Source organism: Tritonibacter scottomollicae, assembly GCF_032924845.1.
Classification (GTDB): Bacteria; Pseudomonadota; Alphaproteobacteria; order Rhodobacterales; family Rhodobacteraceae; genus Epibacterium; species Epibacterium scottomollicae.
In genome coordinates this window covers 2,921,464-2,938,459 of record NZ_CP136704.1, presented here as the reverse complement: position 1 = coordinate 2,938,459, position 16,996 = coordinate 2,921,464, and the positions used below count along the sequence as shown (strand labels likewise).

Sequence of the window (16,996 nt, the reverse complement as noted above, 5' to 3'; positions counted from 1 at the left end):
ATCTCCTGATAGTTGGAAAGGTTAACTTTGCCACGCAGCGTTCAGCGCGCTGCGTGTGTGGGAAACGGTTGGAATGGGAGCTACTGCGCCGTAACCAGTTGTCGAAATCGCCGCCGCCATATTCGCGTGTTCCGCAGCTGCAAACGGGTCTTGCGTGTCCAGCAGGTTTGCCAAGAATGCGCCGTTGAAACAGTCTCCGGCCCCGGTGGCGTCCTTGGCGTCGACGCGATGCCCGGGAAGGGTACGCATGTCGCCGTCGACAGAGATCAGCACCCCGTCTGCGCCCAGTGTCAGCGCCACGATGCGGGGGCCGAGGTCGTGATAAAACCTGACAATCTCCTCCGGGGGCTGCAGCCCGGTCAGTTGTCGCGCATCATCCAGACCGGGAAGTGCGATGTCACAGGCGGCCATCACGCTGTGGGTCACCTCCCGTGCAACCTCTAGCGGCCAAAGCGCAACGCGCAGGTTGGGGTCAAAGGCGAACACGCCACCTGCAGTCCGGGTGGCCTCGGCGGCTGCAACGACCGCAGCCCGCATGCTGTCAGAGACTGCGAGGCTGATACCGGAGGCGTAAAACATCGGGCAGGACTGCAAGGCATCCCGAGGCAAGTCATCAGGTGCAAGGTGGCTCGCGGCTGAACCTGTGCGGCGGTAGGTGAAATGGTGGCCATCCGTGTCATGGGTCACAAAATAGACGCCGGTTTCCTCGCCTTGCGCCTCGGTAACATTGGCGGTTGAGACGCCTTCGTCGGTCCAGAGGCCGCATAGTGCCGCGCCGAAGGGATCAGTGCCGACACGTGTGATCAGCCCTGCATTGGCCCCGTGCCGTGCCGCAGAGATCGCCACGTTGGACACATCACCGCCAAACCCCATGGCGAACTGACCCTCGGGTGTTTGATTGAACTCGACCAGCGGTTCGCCGAGGCAGAGGATCTGCGCCGCGCTCACCAGACCTGCCCTCTTGCAGCAACGGGTTCTGGACCCAAGATCTTGTCTCCGCGCAGCAACGTGACATGCTCGAGCATGTTGGCGACGACGCAGGCATGGTTTGGCACGATCCGCAGCTGGTCGCCGACAGAAAGCCCGGTGGGGGCATCGCTGACGATGCGGCCATGCTCCTCGCTCAGCTGGTCGATTGTCAGATCTGGGTGCCCAAGCACATGACCAAAACCGTCCAGCCCGAGGAGGTCCGAGGTCAGTACCTTTGATCCCGCGTCGATCACCGCGCGGGTTTCAGTCGGCGTCGACACCACCGTGGCCAGCACCGTCAGCGCACAATCGGACCATTGGCATGTGCCACGTGTCACCAAGGAGCGGTCGTTATAGATATAGGTTCCGATCCGGTATTCAGTTGCCATCGGCATTTCATGCGCGCGCCACATATCGGGGGAACCGCCAGAGGAAATCACATCTACGGTCAGGTCCGTGGTCTCGATCAGGTCCTTGGCTTCCGCGAGCCATGTTGTCACGGCAGTTGCGGCGCCCGCAGGCGGGTAGGTCATCAGCCCGGCAAACTGCAGGCCTGGCAAATCCTTGATCGCTTGCGCCAATGCCGCCGCCGCCGCCGGGGTGGCCACACCACACCGATCCGCGCCGGTATTGCATTCCACCAACACTGGCAGGGGCGTTGCCGCATCCGCAAAACCGTCACTCAGTCCCTGCGCCACGGTTATGTTGTCCGCGACGACCGACAGACGAACGCGATCTGACAGGGCGCGCAGTCGCGCGACTTTTTCACGACCAAGGATGTTGTACGTCAGCAGGACATCGTGAATATCGCCATTTGCAACCATGGCTTCTGCTTCGGTGATCTTCTGGCAGGTGATGCCGATCGCACCTTGCTGCACCTGAAACTTTGCCAGACGCGGCAGTTTGTGCGTTTTGATATGGGGGCGAAGTTGCAGTCCGTGGCTGTCGCAATAGCTCTGGAACGCGCGGACATTGGCCTCGGCAATATCCAGATCGACCAGAACGGCGGGGGTGTCCAGGGGCAGGTTCATCAGGCGCGCTCCTCTGCATGTGGGGCATCGACACGCGGCCAGAGCGCACGGGTCAGGTGCGTGTAGTCCGTATGGACCGGATTGTTTGGATAAGGGCCATCAACGGCCGCGTAGAGGATCTCTCCAGCGACCGGCGCAAAGGCCCCGTGAAAGTGGTTGGTGGATTTCACGATCACGATGCGCTTTTTCGCAATGTCGATGCCGAGATTGGTGAAGAGATCCGGCGAAAACGTCTGGCTGCGATTGGTGTTCAGCACGATGTCCAGATCCCCGATACGGATCACGGCGCAGTCACCGAGGGGAACCACCGAGGTGCCGAAGCTTTGTACCGCGTCGCGTTGCAGCCGCGTGACGGTGACCTTGGCATCAATCGGCGCGCCCGCGTGGGCGGAGGTCTTGCCGCCAAACCGCAAGTCCAATTCTGCGCCCTCACCAGCGGCAAAACACAGGCGCACCGCCATCGGATCCCAGATGGTCCCCAACGCCACACCGCCAAGGTTCTGGTTCAGGGCTTCCTGCAGCAGGATCGTGGAGTCGCCAGCGACCCCGCCGCCGGGATTGTCCCAGACATCCGCCACCACCACGGGCATCCTGTCACTCGCATCCGCACGCCGAAGCGCCTCGGCGGGGGGCAGAAAGTCCGGTTTAGTGCGGCCACGAAATCCAAAAAGCTCCATACCCAGATCACGTGCAAGCTGATCGCCGCGTGCTGCGTCATTATCAGTAATGACAACAACTTTTGCGCCCAGGTCAGGACTGTCGCCGGCCATGAAGCCATGGATGACAGAGCCCGACAGGATGTCGCCCCGCTCTTCCAAGCTCATGATCTTGTCCACAAAACCGCGCATCGGCTGGATGCTGGTGGGCAGAACATCCATCATGCGCACGTCGAAAACAGAGATCCGCGGCGCGATCTCACCCCGTACAGCGCGCAGGGTCAGGTCGACGCAGGCCTCGCCCGCCTCTACAAAATCGGTGTGGGGGAATTCTTTGAATACGGTAATGATATCGGCGTTCTCGACGCGTTTCGCGCTCAGGTGGCTGTGCGGATCAAAGCTCACGCCGATCTTGGCATCCGGTCCCGCCAATGCGCGGGCGGACGCGATCAGTTCGCCTTCGCAATCGACGCAGCCGTCCGCGATCATAGCGCCATGCAGGCCCAATACCACCGCATCGACGGGCAGGGCGGCCTTCAACTGGCTCAGGACCTCATCGCGAAGATGCTCCCAGGTTGCCGCGCTCACCATCCCGCCGGGTTCCGCCCATGTGGCGGTGCCCTCGATCAGGGTGAAACCTTCGTCCTTCGCCCGCCGCCGCAAGGCCGGAAATACCGCCGAACACAGTGTCGGGGTGTCTGGGTGTTCTCCCGGCGGCGCGTAAAAGCTCTGCGCAAAATCAGAGAAATCGGTGCGCAGCGGCGAGAAGGTGTTAGTTTCGGTGGCAAGAGAAGCGCAGAAAACGCGCATGGGGCATATCCTTGAAATTTGGGTTCCGGGGCGCGCGTCAATACTCGCGCCCCGGACGGGGACCGTTAGTCGAGGTAAGAGGCGTCGTTGGCCTTCCCGACTTCGGATTTGAAGAGCGTCAGCAACTCGCCCGCCTTGGCGTCGAGGTTCTCCGCCACATGGGCCTCAAACGCGGGCTGAGTGGCACCGGCCATCGCGGCGCGTTGGTCTGCGGACAGGGCGGTCACTTCGATCTTGTCCATCAGACCTGCCAGACCGCGATCCGAGGCCTCGATGATGCGCGACAGACCGCGGCTGGCGGTGACGCAGCTTTCGGCGGCGGCGTGCAGGGTGTTCTGCTCCGCTTCGGTCAGACCCTCGTAGAAGGCCTTGTTGACCATGAAGGTGTAGGGCGAGAACAGGTGATTGGTCAGCGTCATGTGCTTTTGCACCTCGGCGAAATTCGCAAAGGAGATGATCGGCACCGGGTTCATTTGACCGTCGATCACGCCGGTCTGCAGACCGGAATAAACCTCACCCCAGCTGAGCGGATAGGCCTCGGCCCCCAGCGCCTGCACGATTTTCTGATGGCTCGGCAAGGTCATGGTGCGGATGCGGATGCCGTCGAAATCCTCAAGGTTTGCGATCTGACGCTGCGAGTTGGTGACGGCAAAGAAGCCTCCGGTGTCGGGAAAGCCCAGCACCACAACGTCACCCAGCGCATCTTCGATGTCGGCCGCCAATGTTTCGCCGAACTCGCCGTCAAAGACGGAATAGGTGGAGGCGTTGTTGGCGAAGGCAAACGGCAGGTTCAGCACGTCGATGCGCGGGTAATAGCTGGCCAGCGCGCCGGTGGAGGTCAGAGTCGCCTGGATCACGCCATCCCGCACCTGCTGCACATGTTCTGCGGCAGTGCCAAGCTGGTTGGAGCCAAAGACCTCGACCGTGACGCTGCCATTGGTGTCGGCGGTCACGATGTTCTGGAACACGGCCGTACAGGCATGGGCCGGGTTTTCAAACGGATCGGTCTTGTTGTCATGTCCAAAGCGGATGGTGCCACCCGCCATCGCGGAGCTTGCGGTCAGGGCGGCCAGTGCGCCGATGGCAGCCGTTTTCAATGCTGTGTTCATTTGATTTTCCTCACTGTTGGATTGGTTTTTTTTGGTGGTTGGGCCCCCCGATCAGGGGGCAAATCCGAGCGCACGCGGCAGCAGCAAGGCCGCGTCCTCCCAGAATGCGAATAGGAAAAGGATGATCACTTCGGCGATCAGGAACGGGGCGAGCTTCACTGAAATGCGCTCCAGCTTCTCGCCGGTCACCGAGGACAGAACGAAGAGGCAAGCCCCTACGGGTGGCGTCATCAATGAGATGTTGAGTGCCAGTACAAAGATGATGCCCGCGTGGATGGGCTCCAGTCCGATCTGTTCGGTGAGCGGCACGAGGACCGGGCCGAGGATGATCAGGATCGCGGTGATATCCATCACCATGCCGACCACCAGCAGAATGCAGATGATGATGGCGATGATGGCATAGGGGTTGTCCGACAGCCCCAGCACGGTGCTGGCGATGGCCTGCGGGATACGCTCAAAGCTCATCCACCAGCCTAGGATGCCGGCAAAGGCGATGATGACAAAGATCACGCCAGTGATACGCGCAGTGCGCACCAGCATCGCATAGAGTTCGCGGAAGGTCAGTGTGCGATAGACGAAGAAGCCGATGAACAGCGCATAGGCCACGGCGATGGAGGCAGCCTCGGTCGGGGTGACGATGCCGCCAAGGATGCCGCCGAGGATGATGATTGGCATCAAAAGCGCGGTGATCGATGACAGGAAGGTCTGCCAGATTTCGCCCAATGTGGCGCCGCGTTCGGCTTTGGGCAGGTTCTCGCGTTTGCCGCCGATGGCGATTACGCTCATGCAGACGGCGCAAATCACCAGGCCGGGCAGCAGCCCTGCCGCGAACAATCCGCCGATCGAGACCCCCATCAGCGAGCCGTAGACCACCATCAGCCCCGAAGGAGGAATCGTCGGCCCGATGATCGACCCGGCCGCGGTGACCGCGCAGGCGTAGTCGCGTTTGTAGCCCTGCTTCACCATCGCGGGCACCAGCGTGCGGCCAAAGGCGGCGGCATCGGCGGTGGCAGATCCAGTGAGCCCGGCGAAGAACACCGAGGCCAGCATGTTTGTGTGCGCCAGCCCGCCCCTGAAGCGGCCCACCAGCACCTCTGCCAGTTTCACCAACCGTCCGGTGATGCCCGTGCTGTTCATGATCTCGCCCGCCAGAATGAAGAACGGCATGGCGAGGAAGGGAAAAATATTGAGCCCGTTGAAGATCTTGCTGGGACCAATGGCGAGGAACGTGGTGCCGCCGCCCATGGTGAAAATCCCGATGACGCCCGCAAGGCCAATGGCAAAGCCGATCGGCATGCCAACGGCGAGGAGCAGGACAAAACAGAGGCCGACGATCATGCGCCTGCTCCTTCTTCAGAGGGGGTGTCGGGCAGGTCGAGCTGGCGGCCCATATCGCGGACCATCACCAGCACCACTTGCACGCAGGCCAAAGCTGCGGCGGTCGGGATCGCCGCGTAGAAAGGTTGCAGCGTCGCGCCGAGGATCATCGCCTGACGTTTGGCGCCGCTTTCGGCGAAGCCGATGCCGAACCACAGTACGTAGAAGAACAGCGTAAATGTCATCAGGTCGATCCCGATCAGCATGGCGCGGCGCAGTGGGGCAGGCAGGTTCAAGAGCACCGCCGTCAGGCCGATGTGTTCGCGCCGTGCGATGCCCGAGGACACCGCCAGCATCGCGGCCCAGATCATCAGGTAACGGGCCAGCACCTCGGGCCAGGGCAGTTGCCAGTGAAAGAAGTAGCGATCCACGACGCCGATCCAGACGTCGAGCACCAGCGCCACCATCAGCGCAGCAAGGATGACTTCGGTTCCCCGATTGAGCTGTCGGCTGATCCGATCTGCGATATCCCCAAGCATGAGCGCCTCCCTGCATTTTGTAATTAAGGTACATATTCACGGTTCCGTCGTCGTTCGGTCAAGTTATTTCTGTTACCAAAGTACAAATATCGAAGATTTCAGGAAAAAGCCGGCGTATGTTTGACGTCAAAATGTATCTTAGGTACAGAATCACGGAGAGGTCTTCAGGAGTTACAGATGCCGACAGTCGAATCCAGCCCGGCGCAGGGCGCTGTGGACCTGATCTCCAACCTGCGACAGTTGCACGGTCAATTTGCAGCCAGGGAGCAGAAGGTCGCGGATTTCGTCGCGGCGCATCTTGAGGATATTTCGAGCATGACCATCGCGGAGCTGGCGGGGGCCTGCGGTGTCAGCACCCCAACCGTTGTGCGGTTTTGCCGAACGATGGGCTGTGACGGGTTCCGCGACTTCAAATTGCGCTTGGCGCAGAACTTAGCGGTCAGCCTGCAATATCTCGCGCCCAGCCAGAGGGACGCGCAGGAGGGGAGCGTCAACGCCGTCGATCAGGTGCTGGGCGCTCTCTATGCGACCGTGAATGTCATGCGCCAACAGCTCGATCCAGAGCGCCTCGACGCGGCGGTGCAGGCCGTGGCGACCGCCGGGCAGATCGTTGTGGCTGGCGTGGGTGGCGGCTCCACAATGGTGGCGCAGGAAGCGGCCAGCCGGCTGTTTCGGTTGGGCATCCCGGCTGTTGCGGTGTCCGATAGCTATCTGTTGCAGATGCGTGCGGCGACGTTGGGCAAGGGCGATGTGTTGCTGCTTGTGTCCACCAGTGGCGAGGCCGGCGAGATCGTCAGTGCGGCTGGTGTCGCGGGCGGCTATGGCGCCACTGTCATCGCGATCACCCGCCCCGACAGCCGTCTGGCGCAGGAGGCCACCGTCGTGATCGAAGCCGACCTGCCCGAGGATCCGGACATCCTGAAACCGACCGCCTCGCGTTATGCGCATCTGGTGATCGTCGATGCGCTGGCGATGTCGGTGGCGCAGCTCCGAAACGAGGCCACGACGGAAAACCTGCGCCGCATCCGCGCCTCGCTCACCGCGTATCACGGGCGCACCGGACCACAGCCGCTGGGCGACTAAAGGCCCAGCGGGATTCTTCGCTCAGCCCCGCTGGGCAATCAGGGCGCGGAACTCCTCGAGGCGTGTCTCCAGCTCGGCGAAGCGGGTCTTCAGATCCTCGTCTGCCGTCTCACGTGCGTCCAGCGCGAGCACAAAGCTCGCTGTTTTCAACACGTCGCGCCAGCGGGGATTGTCAGGCAGGGTCTCGATCAGCAGATATTTGTCCAGTGTCCGCGTCTGCAGCGAGGTCTTGTCGAGGTTGACGCGCCAGATGCCACTGGTCTCGGCAAAGTCGATCTTGCCCTTGCCGGTTGCCGCACTCCAGATCTCGAGCGAGTCTGACATCAACTCCACGATCATGTCCCGGTAGGTATCACCGGGTGCAGTGGCGGCATCCGCTTGGGTCTCATCGGAAATCAGGGAGGGCAGCGATGTGTCGACCACATCCCGCAGCGAATGCACGAATTGCGCGCGGGGACTGTCCGACTGGCTGAACAGGACGGCCCGCCCGCCACCGGCTTCGGGCAGCATCGCAAACAGGCTGATCTGATGGGGCTGTCCACGCAGGCTGAGTGTCATATGGATCGGCTCATCCTCAACCTCGGTCTGTTCCAGCGGCGCAAGGATCTCCGGTGGCAGTACCTCGTGCAGGCGGCTGCGGTTCACAGTCACGCGCCGGTCTAGGACCTGCTGTGCCGCCTCGTTGGCATAGGTCACAACGCCGCGCGCATTGATGCACATCAGCCCGTCCTCCAGCGTGTCGAGCAGCTGGGTCATACGGCGCTGGGACAGGCGCAGAGCGTCTTCGATCTGGATGCGGCGTTCGATCTCCTCTTTCAGTTCGCGGTTTTCCACGGCACGGCTGCGCGCGTGGCTGGCCTCCAGTAAAGTCCGGATCCGGCTCAGCAGCTCGTCCTTGACGAAAGGCTTCACCACATAGTCGTTCGCCCCCGCCTCGAACCCGGCCAGCATGTCGCTGGTGCGCCCGCGTGCGGTCAGCAGGATGATCGGTAGCTCGTGCAGCCCATGCCGCCGCCGCAGGTTGCGTGCCACATCCAGGCCGCTCAACCCTGCCATCATCACGTCCAGCACGATGAGGTCAGGGCGGGATTGTGCAACGCTCCGCAGGGCATCCGACCCGTTGCTGGCCGTGGTGACGCGATAGCCCTGTGGGTGCAGGACGTTCTGCAAGACCTGCAAATTGATCGGTTCGTCATCCACAGCCAGGATCACCGGTGCGCCCTCATTCGTGACAGGGGCGGCTCTGTCTGGATCGGAACTGAACTCTAGCGGCGGCGCAATCGCCGTTGGCGCCCAATCCTCGGACACCGAGGCGGCGGGTAGATCGGAAATCGGCAGTATTGCCCGAAACACCGCCCCTTCGCCCGGTGTGCTGGCCACCTCGATACTGCCGGACATGAGCGCCGCGAGGTGGCGGGCGATCGTCAGGCCCAGTCCGGTTCCGGTGGCCTGCCCGGACCCATCCGGCGTGAGCTGTTCGAGCGGGTGAAAGATCCGCTCCATACTGTCGGAGGCGATGCCGGGGCCGTGGTCGCGAATTGCAACGGCGAGCTGACCATCGTCGCGCGGTGTCGCGGTAATCTCGACAGTGCTGCCACCCCCATATTTTACGGCGTTGGACAACAGGTTGAACAGGATCTGTTCAAATCGCACCGGGTCGGCGGTGACGGCGGGCAGATCTGAGGGCAGATCCAGATGAAACTTTGCAGGGTCTATCTGGAAGGTGGGTTGCAACAGATGCAGCACATTGCGCAGCGCGTGCGACACGTCCACCGGCTGCATATCGAGCCGCATACGACCCTCGCGGATGCGGTAGATGTCCAACAGATCGTCTACCAGTCGCGACAGCCTGCGCGCGCTGAAGGTGATCAGGCGCAGCTGGCTTGCCTGCGCGGGCAGCATGTCGCCCATGGCCCCGCCTTCGAGCGTTTCCAGTATGCCGATGATGCCGTTCAGCGGTGTCCGCAGCTCATGAGAGGTATTGGCCAGAAACCGGTCCTTCATCCTGTCGGCCTCTTCCAGCTTGGCGTTCTTTTCGCCGATCTGACGCAGGTTTTCCTGCAGTTCTGCGTTCTTGTCGCGGATCATGTCCAACTGATCGCGCAGGGCGCGGCGCATCTGGTTCACGGCACGGGAGAGGCGGGCGTATTCAACCGGGTGATCATATTCCGGCAGCGCTTCGTTCAGGCTGCCGGTGGCCACGGCGCTGGCAGCTTCGGACATGCGCCGCACGGGCCGGGTCAGGGCGTTGGAAAACAACAGCGACAATATCCCCAGCCCAGTAACGGCCACCGTCCCGATCAGCAGCAGTGCATTTCGCAGGCGGCTGCTGGTCTCAAACGCCGCATCCTTGTCCGCTTCGGCGATCAACGTCCAGGTCGGAAATGGCGCTTCCAGCACGCGCCAAGCCGACAGGGAGGGGGTTCCTGACAGGCCGGCGTCCAGCACCGTGACCCCATCGGCCCCCGTCATCGCCTCGGGCACCACGATCGGCGCGCCCGGCGCCGGGGTGCCGCTGGAGGCGATGACGGTTCCGCCGGTAGAGATGACTGTCAGCGCGGTTGTGCTCTTGGTCATCAGACTTTGCAGGCTGTTGGGCGGCATCCGCAGGATCATTGCCCCCTTATGGCGACCATGCAGGCGCACAGGAACGGCCAGATAGGCCGAAAGCTCGCCTGTCATTCCGTCGCGCGCGTAATCCTGAAACACCGGGTCAAAACCGGCCTGGCTCACTGCGCGGCTGTAGGCTTGTCCCAGGCCTGCCATCTCCGGATCGAGGAGGCGTCCCAGATAACGGTCCTTCTCTACGGAATAGACCACCTGGCCATTGCGATCTGCGAGGTAGAGATTGTCGAATTCCGCTTCGTTCAGAAAATCCAGAAACCCTGCATGAAACCGGCGGTGCGTGTTGGAATATTCCAGCGCCTCGCGCAGCAACCGATCCTCGCTTCCGACGCCAGAGGGCGGCGGGGCAGGGCCATCAATTCCGAATATGTTGCGCAGTTGACGCCCGGCATCCTCCGGCGTGTCTGCAAGCTGTCGCAGCGCATGACTGAAGCCATAGAACTCCCCCACCGAGTAGCGCACGTTGGCCGATTGCGCGAGGTTCTCTGCCTGCCTGACCGCATATGTCATGTACTGCGTGATCTCGCTTGCCTTGGCGTCGCGTACAAAGGCCACCTTCTGAAACGTCTCGGTGGCGATCGTCTGGTTCACCAGACGGTAGAACACCAGCCCGCCAAGCGTCAGCGGCAGGACTGAAGCCAGCAGGAACGTCAACAACAGGCGGGCGCGGATTCCCTGAAGAGGCACGATGACTCCGGTTTTTCTGGTTTTGTCTGCGGGCGATCCTGCGATTTGCTTCTGCTCGAAGCAAGGGCACGGAGTGAGTGTGGCGCAGAGTGGCGCAGTTCTTGGTATCCCATAGCATATTGATAGACATGAACTATTTTAGATTGCGTAGAGACCGGCCGCCCTCTTTTGACGAAATTTCCGATTTTTCGGGTACCATTGAGGCGGCCGCGTGGACTTCATTGTGGGACGTCCCAAGCGCTCGGGAGGAGACTGGGCGCTTTGATGTGTTCCGGTCGCCAGAGGGCGGACGTTGACGGGATGACACGAGGCGGGGCAAACCCGCCACCACAGGGAGAAATTGATAATGAAATTTACAGCTACCGCCGGGCTTCTGGCCTCGGTTGCGCTTTGGACAACAGCCGTTCAGGCGGAAGAAACCGTCGTCAGCGCGCTGCCCGAACAGGTCACCGCCTGGGTGAAGAACTTCAACCCGTTCAACCAGACAACTGCCGCGCCGTCCGTCATGCATTTCATGTACGAGCCGCTGATCATTTTCAACGCATTGGATGGCGGCAAGCCGATCTATCGTCTGGCGACCGCCTTTGAGTATTCCGATGACCTCAGCACCATCACCGTGACCCTGCGCGAAGGCGTGGAATGGTCCGATGGCGAGGCTTTCTCCGCAGATGACGTGGTCAACTCGTTTGAATTGGCGCTGAACAATGTTGCGCTCGATAGCGTGGGGATGTCGAATATGCTCTCCAGCGTGGAGAAAATCGACGACCAAACCGTGCAGTTCAACCTGTCCACCCCCTCCAGTCAGGCCATGTATCAGATCGTTCGCGTGCCGATCGTCCCCGAGCATATCTGGAGCGACATCGCGGATCCGGTGACCTTCACCAACCCCGATCCTGTCGGGTCCGGCCCACTGACTGAAATCCGCCGCTTTACGCCGCAGGAATATATCCAGTGCCGCAACGACAACTACTGGGATGCCGAGAGCCTCAAAGTCGACTGCATGCGGTTCCCGCAAATTGCCAACAACGATCAGGCGCTGGCCGCTGCGGCCAATGGCGAGCTGGACTGGATGGGGTCTTTCTTGCCGGATATCGAGAATACCTTTGTCGCCAAGGATCCGGAGCATCATAGATACTGGCTGCCCGGTGGCTCTCTGGTGGCCTTCTACATGAACTTCGAAGCTCCTGATGCCGGTGACAGTGCGGCGTTCAACAACGTCGATTTCCGCCGTGCCGTGTCGATGTCCTTTGATCGCGAGGCCATGGTGGAAATTGCGGGTTACGGCTACCCCACGATCAACCAATACCCGTCTGGTCTTGGCCGGGCCTTCCACTCCTGGAACAATCCCGAGGTCGAAGATAAGTTCGGTGGCTTCACCCAATATGACGTTGAAGGCGCGCGCGCCCTTTTGGCCGAGGCTGGCTTTGAGGACATCGACGGCGACGGGTTCGTCGAAACCCCCGCGGGCGAGCAGATCGACATCGAGGTGATCGTGCCCAATGGCTGGACCGACTGGGTCAACAGCAGCCAGATCGCGGTCGAAGGTCTGAATGCGGCAGGGATCAAGGCAAATGTCTCGACACCCGAGTCTGCGATCTGGACCGAAAAGCTGATCAAGGGCGACTATGACATGGCGATCAATTCCGTCCGTGTCGGTGCGACGCCGTTCAACCAGTATCTCGACTCCCTGCACGAGATTAACCAGGCAAAATCACGCTTCGCGGCCTCGCGCTATTATAATGAGGAGCTGAGCGATTTGTTGGATGCGTTCACCCAGACCAGCGATACCGAAAAGCAGATGGCGATCATGGCGGACGTACAGAAGATCGTCGGTGAAGAGATGCCGCTGGCCTATGTCTTCAACAATCCGCGTTGGTATCAGTACAACACCAAGCGCTTTACCGGTTTCTTCAGTGCCGAAAACCCGGTGGCAAACCCGGTGGCCCACAAGACCAACCCGGCCCGACTGATGCACCTGCTGGCGCTGCGTCCGGTGGAATAATTCCTCCCCGAACTTGGGACCGCTCCCCGAGCGGGCGGTCCCCTTTTTGTGCCGATCTCCCCCTTTCGACAGATGGTTTGACCTGATGCGTTTTCTTTTGAAGCGGCTCGGCTTTTATGCCGTTGCCTTTTTGGTGGCCGCGACCTTCAACTTCATGATCCCCCGGATGTTGCCCGGCAATCCGGCGGACATCATGCTGGCTAACTCCGGCGGCATGATTGCACCCGAGGCCCGTGAAGCGCTGATGGCCACCTTCGGCTTCATCGACGCGCCGCTTCACGAACAGTACTTTTCCTATCTCGGGTCGATCTTCACCTGGGACTTTGGTCTGTCGATCAAGTTCTATCCAATGCCCGTCACCGACGTGCTGATGCAGGCACTGCCCTGGACGCTGCTCCTGACCGGCGCGGCGCTGCTGATTTCCTTCTCCGTCGGGACCTTGCTGGGCATTCTGGCGGCTTGGCGGCGTGGGCAGCTTACGGATGCGATCGCCTCGCCCACGGCGCTGGCGCTGCAATCGGTGCCCTCGGTGGTGGTGGCGCTCTGCGGGCTTTACTTCCTGTCGGTCCGCAACCGCGTGTTTCCGACCTCCTATGCGTTTGACCCCAAACTGGACCCTGCCTTCAGCTGGGAGTTCTTCTCCTCCGTCGCCTATCATGGCTTCCTGCCGGTGGTGACGCTGAGCGTGGTCTTGGTCGGGGGCTACCTGATCACCATGCGCAACAACATGATCGGCCAGCTGGGCGAAGACTACCTCGCCATGGCCGAAGCCAAGGGGCTGAGCGACGCCCGCGTGCGCTATGCCTATGCGGCGCGCAACGCGCTGCTGCCCTCGGTCACCGCGCTGGCGCTGAGCTTTGGCGCGCTGTTCGGCGGTTCGCTGATCACAGAGGTTGTGTTCAACTACCCGGGCGTCGGCAACCTCCTGTACCTCGGCATCGTCGGGCGTGATTTCCCGCTGATCCAGGGCCAACTCCTCATCATGACACTTGCCATGCTGCTCGCGAATCTCGCGGTCGACCTGGCCTATGTCTTCCTTGATCCCAGACTGAAGAGGGCCTGATGCAAGATCTCCTTCGTACCTTTCTGCGCAACCGCAAGGCGGCCATCGGTCTGACCATTGTGCTGGCTTATGTGCTGATCGCACTGGTTGCCCCGCTGATCGCGCCCTTTGATCCCATCGCCCGCGTCGGGCGGCCGCATCAGGCGCCCTCGGCGGAGCATTGGCTGGGCACCACCCGCATGGGCCGCGATGTGTTCAGCCAGTTGATCTGGGGCACGCGCACCTCGCTCATGGTGGGGATTGTCGCGGGTCTGATCGTGACTGCCATCGGCACTTTCATCGGTATCACCGCCGCCTACTTCGGTGGTCTGGTGGATGACGTGCTCAACTTCTTCACCAATGTGGTGCTGGTGCTGCCGCAATTGCCACTTCTGCTGGTGCTTGCCGCCTTCCTCGGGCAGGTCGGGCCCTGGGCGATTGCACTCATCATCGGCCTCACGTCCTGGGCCTGGGGCGCACGGGTCACCCGCGCGCAGGCGATGTCCCTGAAGACCCGCGACTTCATCCAGGCCTCTGCAATGATCGGCGAGCCCACATGGCGGATGATCCTGGTTGAGATGCTGCCAAACCTTCTGTCGATCATCGGCTTCAACTTCATCGGCTCTGTCATTTTCACCATCATCACCGAGGCGACGCTCGAATTCCTCGGCCTTGGCAGCCCCTTGGCACTGTCCTGGGGCACCATGCTCTACAATGCGCAGACCGCTTCGGCGATCATGGTCGGCGGCTGGTGGGAGGTTCTGGCCCCCTGCGGTGCCATCGTTCTGATTGGCATCGGCCTGTCGCTGATGAACTTCGGCGTGGACGAGATCGCAAACCCGCGCATGCGTACCCTTGGCAACGTCGCCAAGGCGCTGCGGATCGAAAAACGCCTGTTGCGCCAGCGGATGCAGGAGGCAAACCAATGAGTGATCTGTTAACAGTCGACGGGCTGCGGGTGGATTACCTGACCGCTGGTGAGCCCTTTACCGCTGTGCGCGATATCTCCTTCGAGATCCGCCAGAACGAAATCCTGGGCCTTGCAGGCGAGTCCGGCTGCGGCAAAAGCACGGTGGCCTACGCGCTGATGCGCCTGCACAAGCCGCCCGCGCTGGTGCGCAAGGGGCATATCCGGTTCGAGGGGCGCGACGTGTTGTCCTTTACCGATACGCAGCTGCGGGCCTGGCGTTGGTCAGAAGTTTCCATGGTGTTTCAAAGCGCGATGAATTCCCTAAGCCCGGTGATGACGATCTTCCGTCAGTTCTATGACATGCTCAGGGCGCATGGGCCGATCACCAAGGCAGATGCGATGGATCGCACCGCTGAAATGCTGGAGATGGTCGGCATCCCCGCTGATCGCATGCATGCCCATCCGCATCAGCTCTCTGGCGGGATGCGGCAGCGGGTGGCCTTGGCGCTGGCGCTGACTTTGCAGCCTAAGCTGATCATCATGGACGAGCCGACAACCGCGCTCGACGTGGTGGTGCAGCGCGAAATCCTGCAGGAGGTACTGCGGCTCAAGGATAAACTCGGCTTTTCCGTCCTGTTCATCACCCACGACATCGCGCTGATGGCGCAGATCTCCAATCGGATCGGCATCATGCGCGCGGGTGACATTGTGGAAATCGGAACCGCTGCGCAAATCGTCACGAACCCCAGTCATGACTATACCCGCAGCCTGTGGGACGCGATGCCGCTCCTCGCAAAGCGCCCGGAAGGAGTCGCCCATGCTGTCTGATACCCCAATTCTGAGCCTCGATGCGCTCAGCAAGACTTTCACCCTGCGCCCGGTCTTTGGTCGTGCAACCGAAGTAAAGGCGCTGCGCAATGTCTCGCTTGACCTAATGCCGGGCCGCGCACTGGCACTGGTGGGGGAAAGCGGGTCGGGCAAGAGCACCGTGGGCCGGACGATCGTGGGCCACCATACACCGACCTCGGGACGTATTCTGTTCGAGGGACAGGATATCGCGGAGCTGACCGCGCGCGCCGATCAGATGCGCTATCGTCAGGCGGTGCAGATGGTGTTTCAGGACCCGTTCTCGGCGCTTAACCCCGCGCATACCATTCGCCATCATCTGCTGCGCGCCCTGTCTCTGCATCAGCCCGAAGCTGATCCCGAAACCGCCCTGCGCATGATCCTCGAGGATGTGGAACTGGACCCGGTCTCGACGCCGTCGAAGTTCCCGCATGAGCTTTCGGGCGGGCAGCGCCAGCGGGTGAATTTCGCCCGCGCATTGGCGGTCAAGGCACGCCTGATCGTGGCGGATGAGCCGACCTCAATGCTCGATGTGTCGATCCGTAAGTCCATCCTCGGGCTGATGCAGCGGCTGAAGGATGATCGAGGGCTTTCGATCCTCTACATCACGCATGATATCGCCACGGCAGAGTATCTGGCCGAGGACACGGCGGTGATGTTTCGCGGTCAGGTGGTCGAGAAAGGTCCAACCGCGCAGGTCGTTGGTGCGCCCCAGCACGACTATACCAAGCTCCTGCGCGCGGCTGTTCCCGATCCGACACTGCGGCTCACGGGCAGTGATGCGGGATTTGCATCCTTGGCGCGGCGGGTGCGCGAAGAAAGCGCCCATCCGGTCCGTGCCTTGCGGGAAATCACTCCCGGCCACGTCATAGCAGAACACGCGGAGGTCGCTCATGCCTGATATGCTGGTGCCGCTTTATCGGTTGCCCCCTGTCCCAGGCCTGCCCGAAGGCATAGCAATTCGCCCCGCGCTGCCGTTTGAATCGCATATCCTGCTGGAGTTCGTGGCGCGTCACTTCAGCCCCAAATGGGTGGATGAATGCACGGTCGCATTGGCGGCGCGCCCCGCGCGGGTCCTGATCGCGACCGAAGGCAAACGCCTCTTGGGTTTTGCCTGCTATGACGTCACCTGCCGCGGTTTCTTTGGCCCCACCGGCGTTGACCCGGAGGCCCGTGGCAAGGGCCTTGGAAAGGCGCTCCTTCTGGCTGCACTGCACCGCCTTCGTGACGACGGATTTGCCTATGGCATCATCGGGCAGGCCGGGCCGGTCGAGTTTTATCAACAGGTCTGCGGCGCGGTGGCGATCCCGGCCTCTGATGAGGGCGTATTCGCGCGCGCCCTTGTCTAAAATCCTCTGACACATACAATC

At 61.5% G+C, this 16,996-nt stretch carries 14 protein-coding genes; 7 read left to right on the top strand and 7 right to left on the bottom strand.

All coding sequences use genetic code 11. The features are described from left to right. Positions 1 to 21: 21 nt before the first annotated feature. From R1T40_RS14665 to R1T40_RS14640, 6 genes are all read right to left on the bottom strand, one after another. The gene (locus R1T40_RS14665; protein WP_317384645.1) at positions 22 to 948 is read right to left on the bottom strand and encodes a sugar kinase; all 927 of its coding nucleotides are present in this window, start codon (positions 946 to 948) and stop codon (positions 22 to 24) included. Beyond that, on the bottom strand, positions 945 to 2,000 hold the full coding sequence (locus R1T40_RS14660; RefSeq protein ID WP_317384644.1) for a D-TA family PLP-dependent enzyme: 1,056 nt from the start codon (positions 1,998 to 2,000) through the stop codon (positions 945 to 947). Before R1T40_RS14660 ends, R1T40_RS14665 begins: the two co-directional genes overlap by 4 nt. Beyond that, positions 2,000 to 3,466: a M81 family metallopeptidase gene (locus tag R1T40_RS14655; protein ID WP_317384643.1), complete on the bottom strand. Its 1,467-nt coding sequence runs from the start codon at positions 3,464 to 3,466 to the stop codon at positions 2,000 to 2,002. Before R1T40_RS14655 ends, R1T40_RS14660 begins: the two co-directional genes overlap by 1 nt. A gap of 65 nt (positions 3,467 to 3,531) precedes the next feature. Continuing rightward, positions 3,532 to 4,575 (bottom strand): TRAP transporter substrate-binding protein, encoded by a 1,044-nt coding sequence (locus R1T40_RS14650; RefSeq protein WP_317384642.1) that lies wholly within the window; start codon positions 4,573 to 4,575, stop codon positions 3,532 to 3,534. A gap of 51 nt (positions 4,576 to 4,626) precedes the next feature. Next, positions 4,627 to 5,913, bottom strand: a complete 1,287-nt coding sequence (locus R1T40_RS14645) for a TRAP transporter large permease (RefSeq protein WP_317384641.1) — start codon at positions 5,911 to 5,913, stop codon at positions 4,627 to 4,629. Beyond that, on the bottom strand, positions 5,910 to 6,431 hold the full coding sequence (locus R1T40_RS14640) for a TRAP transporter small permease (protein ID WP_317384640.1): 522 nt from the start codon (positions 6,429 to 6,431) through the stop codon (positions 5,910 to 5,912). The genes R1T40_RS14645 and R1T40_RS14640 overlap by 4 nt, the downstream gene beginning before the upstream one ends. 177 nt (positions 6,432 to 6,608) lie before the next feature. On the opposite strand from R1T40_RS14640, the gene R1T40_RS14635 reads away from it, so the two are divergent. Continuing rightward, positions 6,609 to 7,514: a MurR/RpiR family transcriptional regulator gene (locus R1T40_RS14635; RefSeq protein ID WP_317384639.1), complete on the top strand. Its 906-nt coding sequence runs from the start codon at positions 6,609 to 6,611 to the stop codon at positions 7,512 to 7,514. 21 nt (positions 7,515 to 7,535) lie between these two features. On the opposite strand, the gene R1T40_RS14630 is transcribed toward R1T40_RS14635, so the two are convergent. Next, a complete protein-coding gene (locus R1T40_RS14630) occupies positions 7,536 to 10,826 on the bottom strand; it encodes a hybrid sensor histidine kinase/response regulator (protein WP_317384638.1) in 3,291 nt (1,096 codons plus the stop codon). A 346-nt stretch (positions 10,827 to 11,172) separates the two neighbouring features. Here R1T40_RS14630 and R1T40_RS14625 point away from each other — a divergent pair, with 346 nt between their 5' ends. From R1T40_RS14625 to R1T40_RS14600, 6 genes are all read left to right on the top strand, one after another. Next, positions 11,173 to 12,828, top strand: a complete 1,656-nt coding sequence (locus tag R1T40_RS14625; protein WP_317384637.1) for an ABC transporter substrate-binding protein — start codon at positions 11,173 to 11,175, stop codon at positions 12,826 to 12,828. Between the two features lie 85 nt (positions 12,829 to 12,913). Beyond that, the gene (locus R1T40_RS14620) at positions 12,914 to 13,891 is read left to right on the top strand and encodes an ABC transporter permease (protein WP_317384636.1); all 978 of its coding nucleotides are present in this window, start codon (positions 12,914 to 12,916) and stop codon (positions 13,889 to 13,891) included. Then, a complete protein-coding gene (locus R1T40_RS14615; protein WP_317384635.1) occupies positions 13,891 to 14,799 on the top strand; it encodes an ABC transporter permease in 909 nt (302 codons plus the stop codon). Before R1T40_RS14620 ends, R1T40_RS14615 begins: the two co-directional genes overlap by 1 nt. Then, a complete protein-coding gene (locus R1T40_RS14610; RefSeq protein WP_317384634.1) occupies positions 14,796 to 15,608 on the top strand; it encodes an ABC transporter ATP-binding protein in 813 nt (270 codons plus the stop codon). The genes R1T40_RS14615 and R1T40_RS14610 overlap by 4 nt, the downstream gene beginning before the upstream one ends. Further along, positions 15,598 to 16,527 carry an ABC transporter ATP-binding protein gene (locus R1T40_RS14605; protein ID WP_317384633.1) on the top strand — a complete coding sequence of 310 codons (930 nt, stop codon included), beginning with the start codon at positions 15,598 to 15,600 and terminating at the stop codon, positions 16,525 to 16,527. The genes R1T40_RS14610 and R1T40_RS14605 overlap by 11 nt, the downstream gene beginning before the upstream one ends. After that, the gene (locus R1T40_RS14600) at positions 16,520 to 16,975 is read left to right on the top strand and encodes a GNAT family N-acetyltransferase (protein ID WP_317384632.1); all 456 of its coding nucleotides are present in this window, start codon (positions 16,520 to 16,522) and stop codon (positions 16,973 to 16,975) included. Before R1T40_RS14605 ends, R1T40_RS14600 begins: the two co-directional genes overlap by 8 nt. Positions 16,976 to 16,996: the final 21 nt, after the last annotated feature.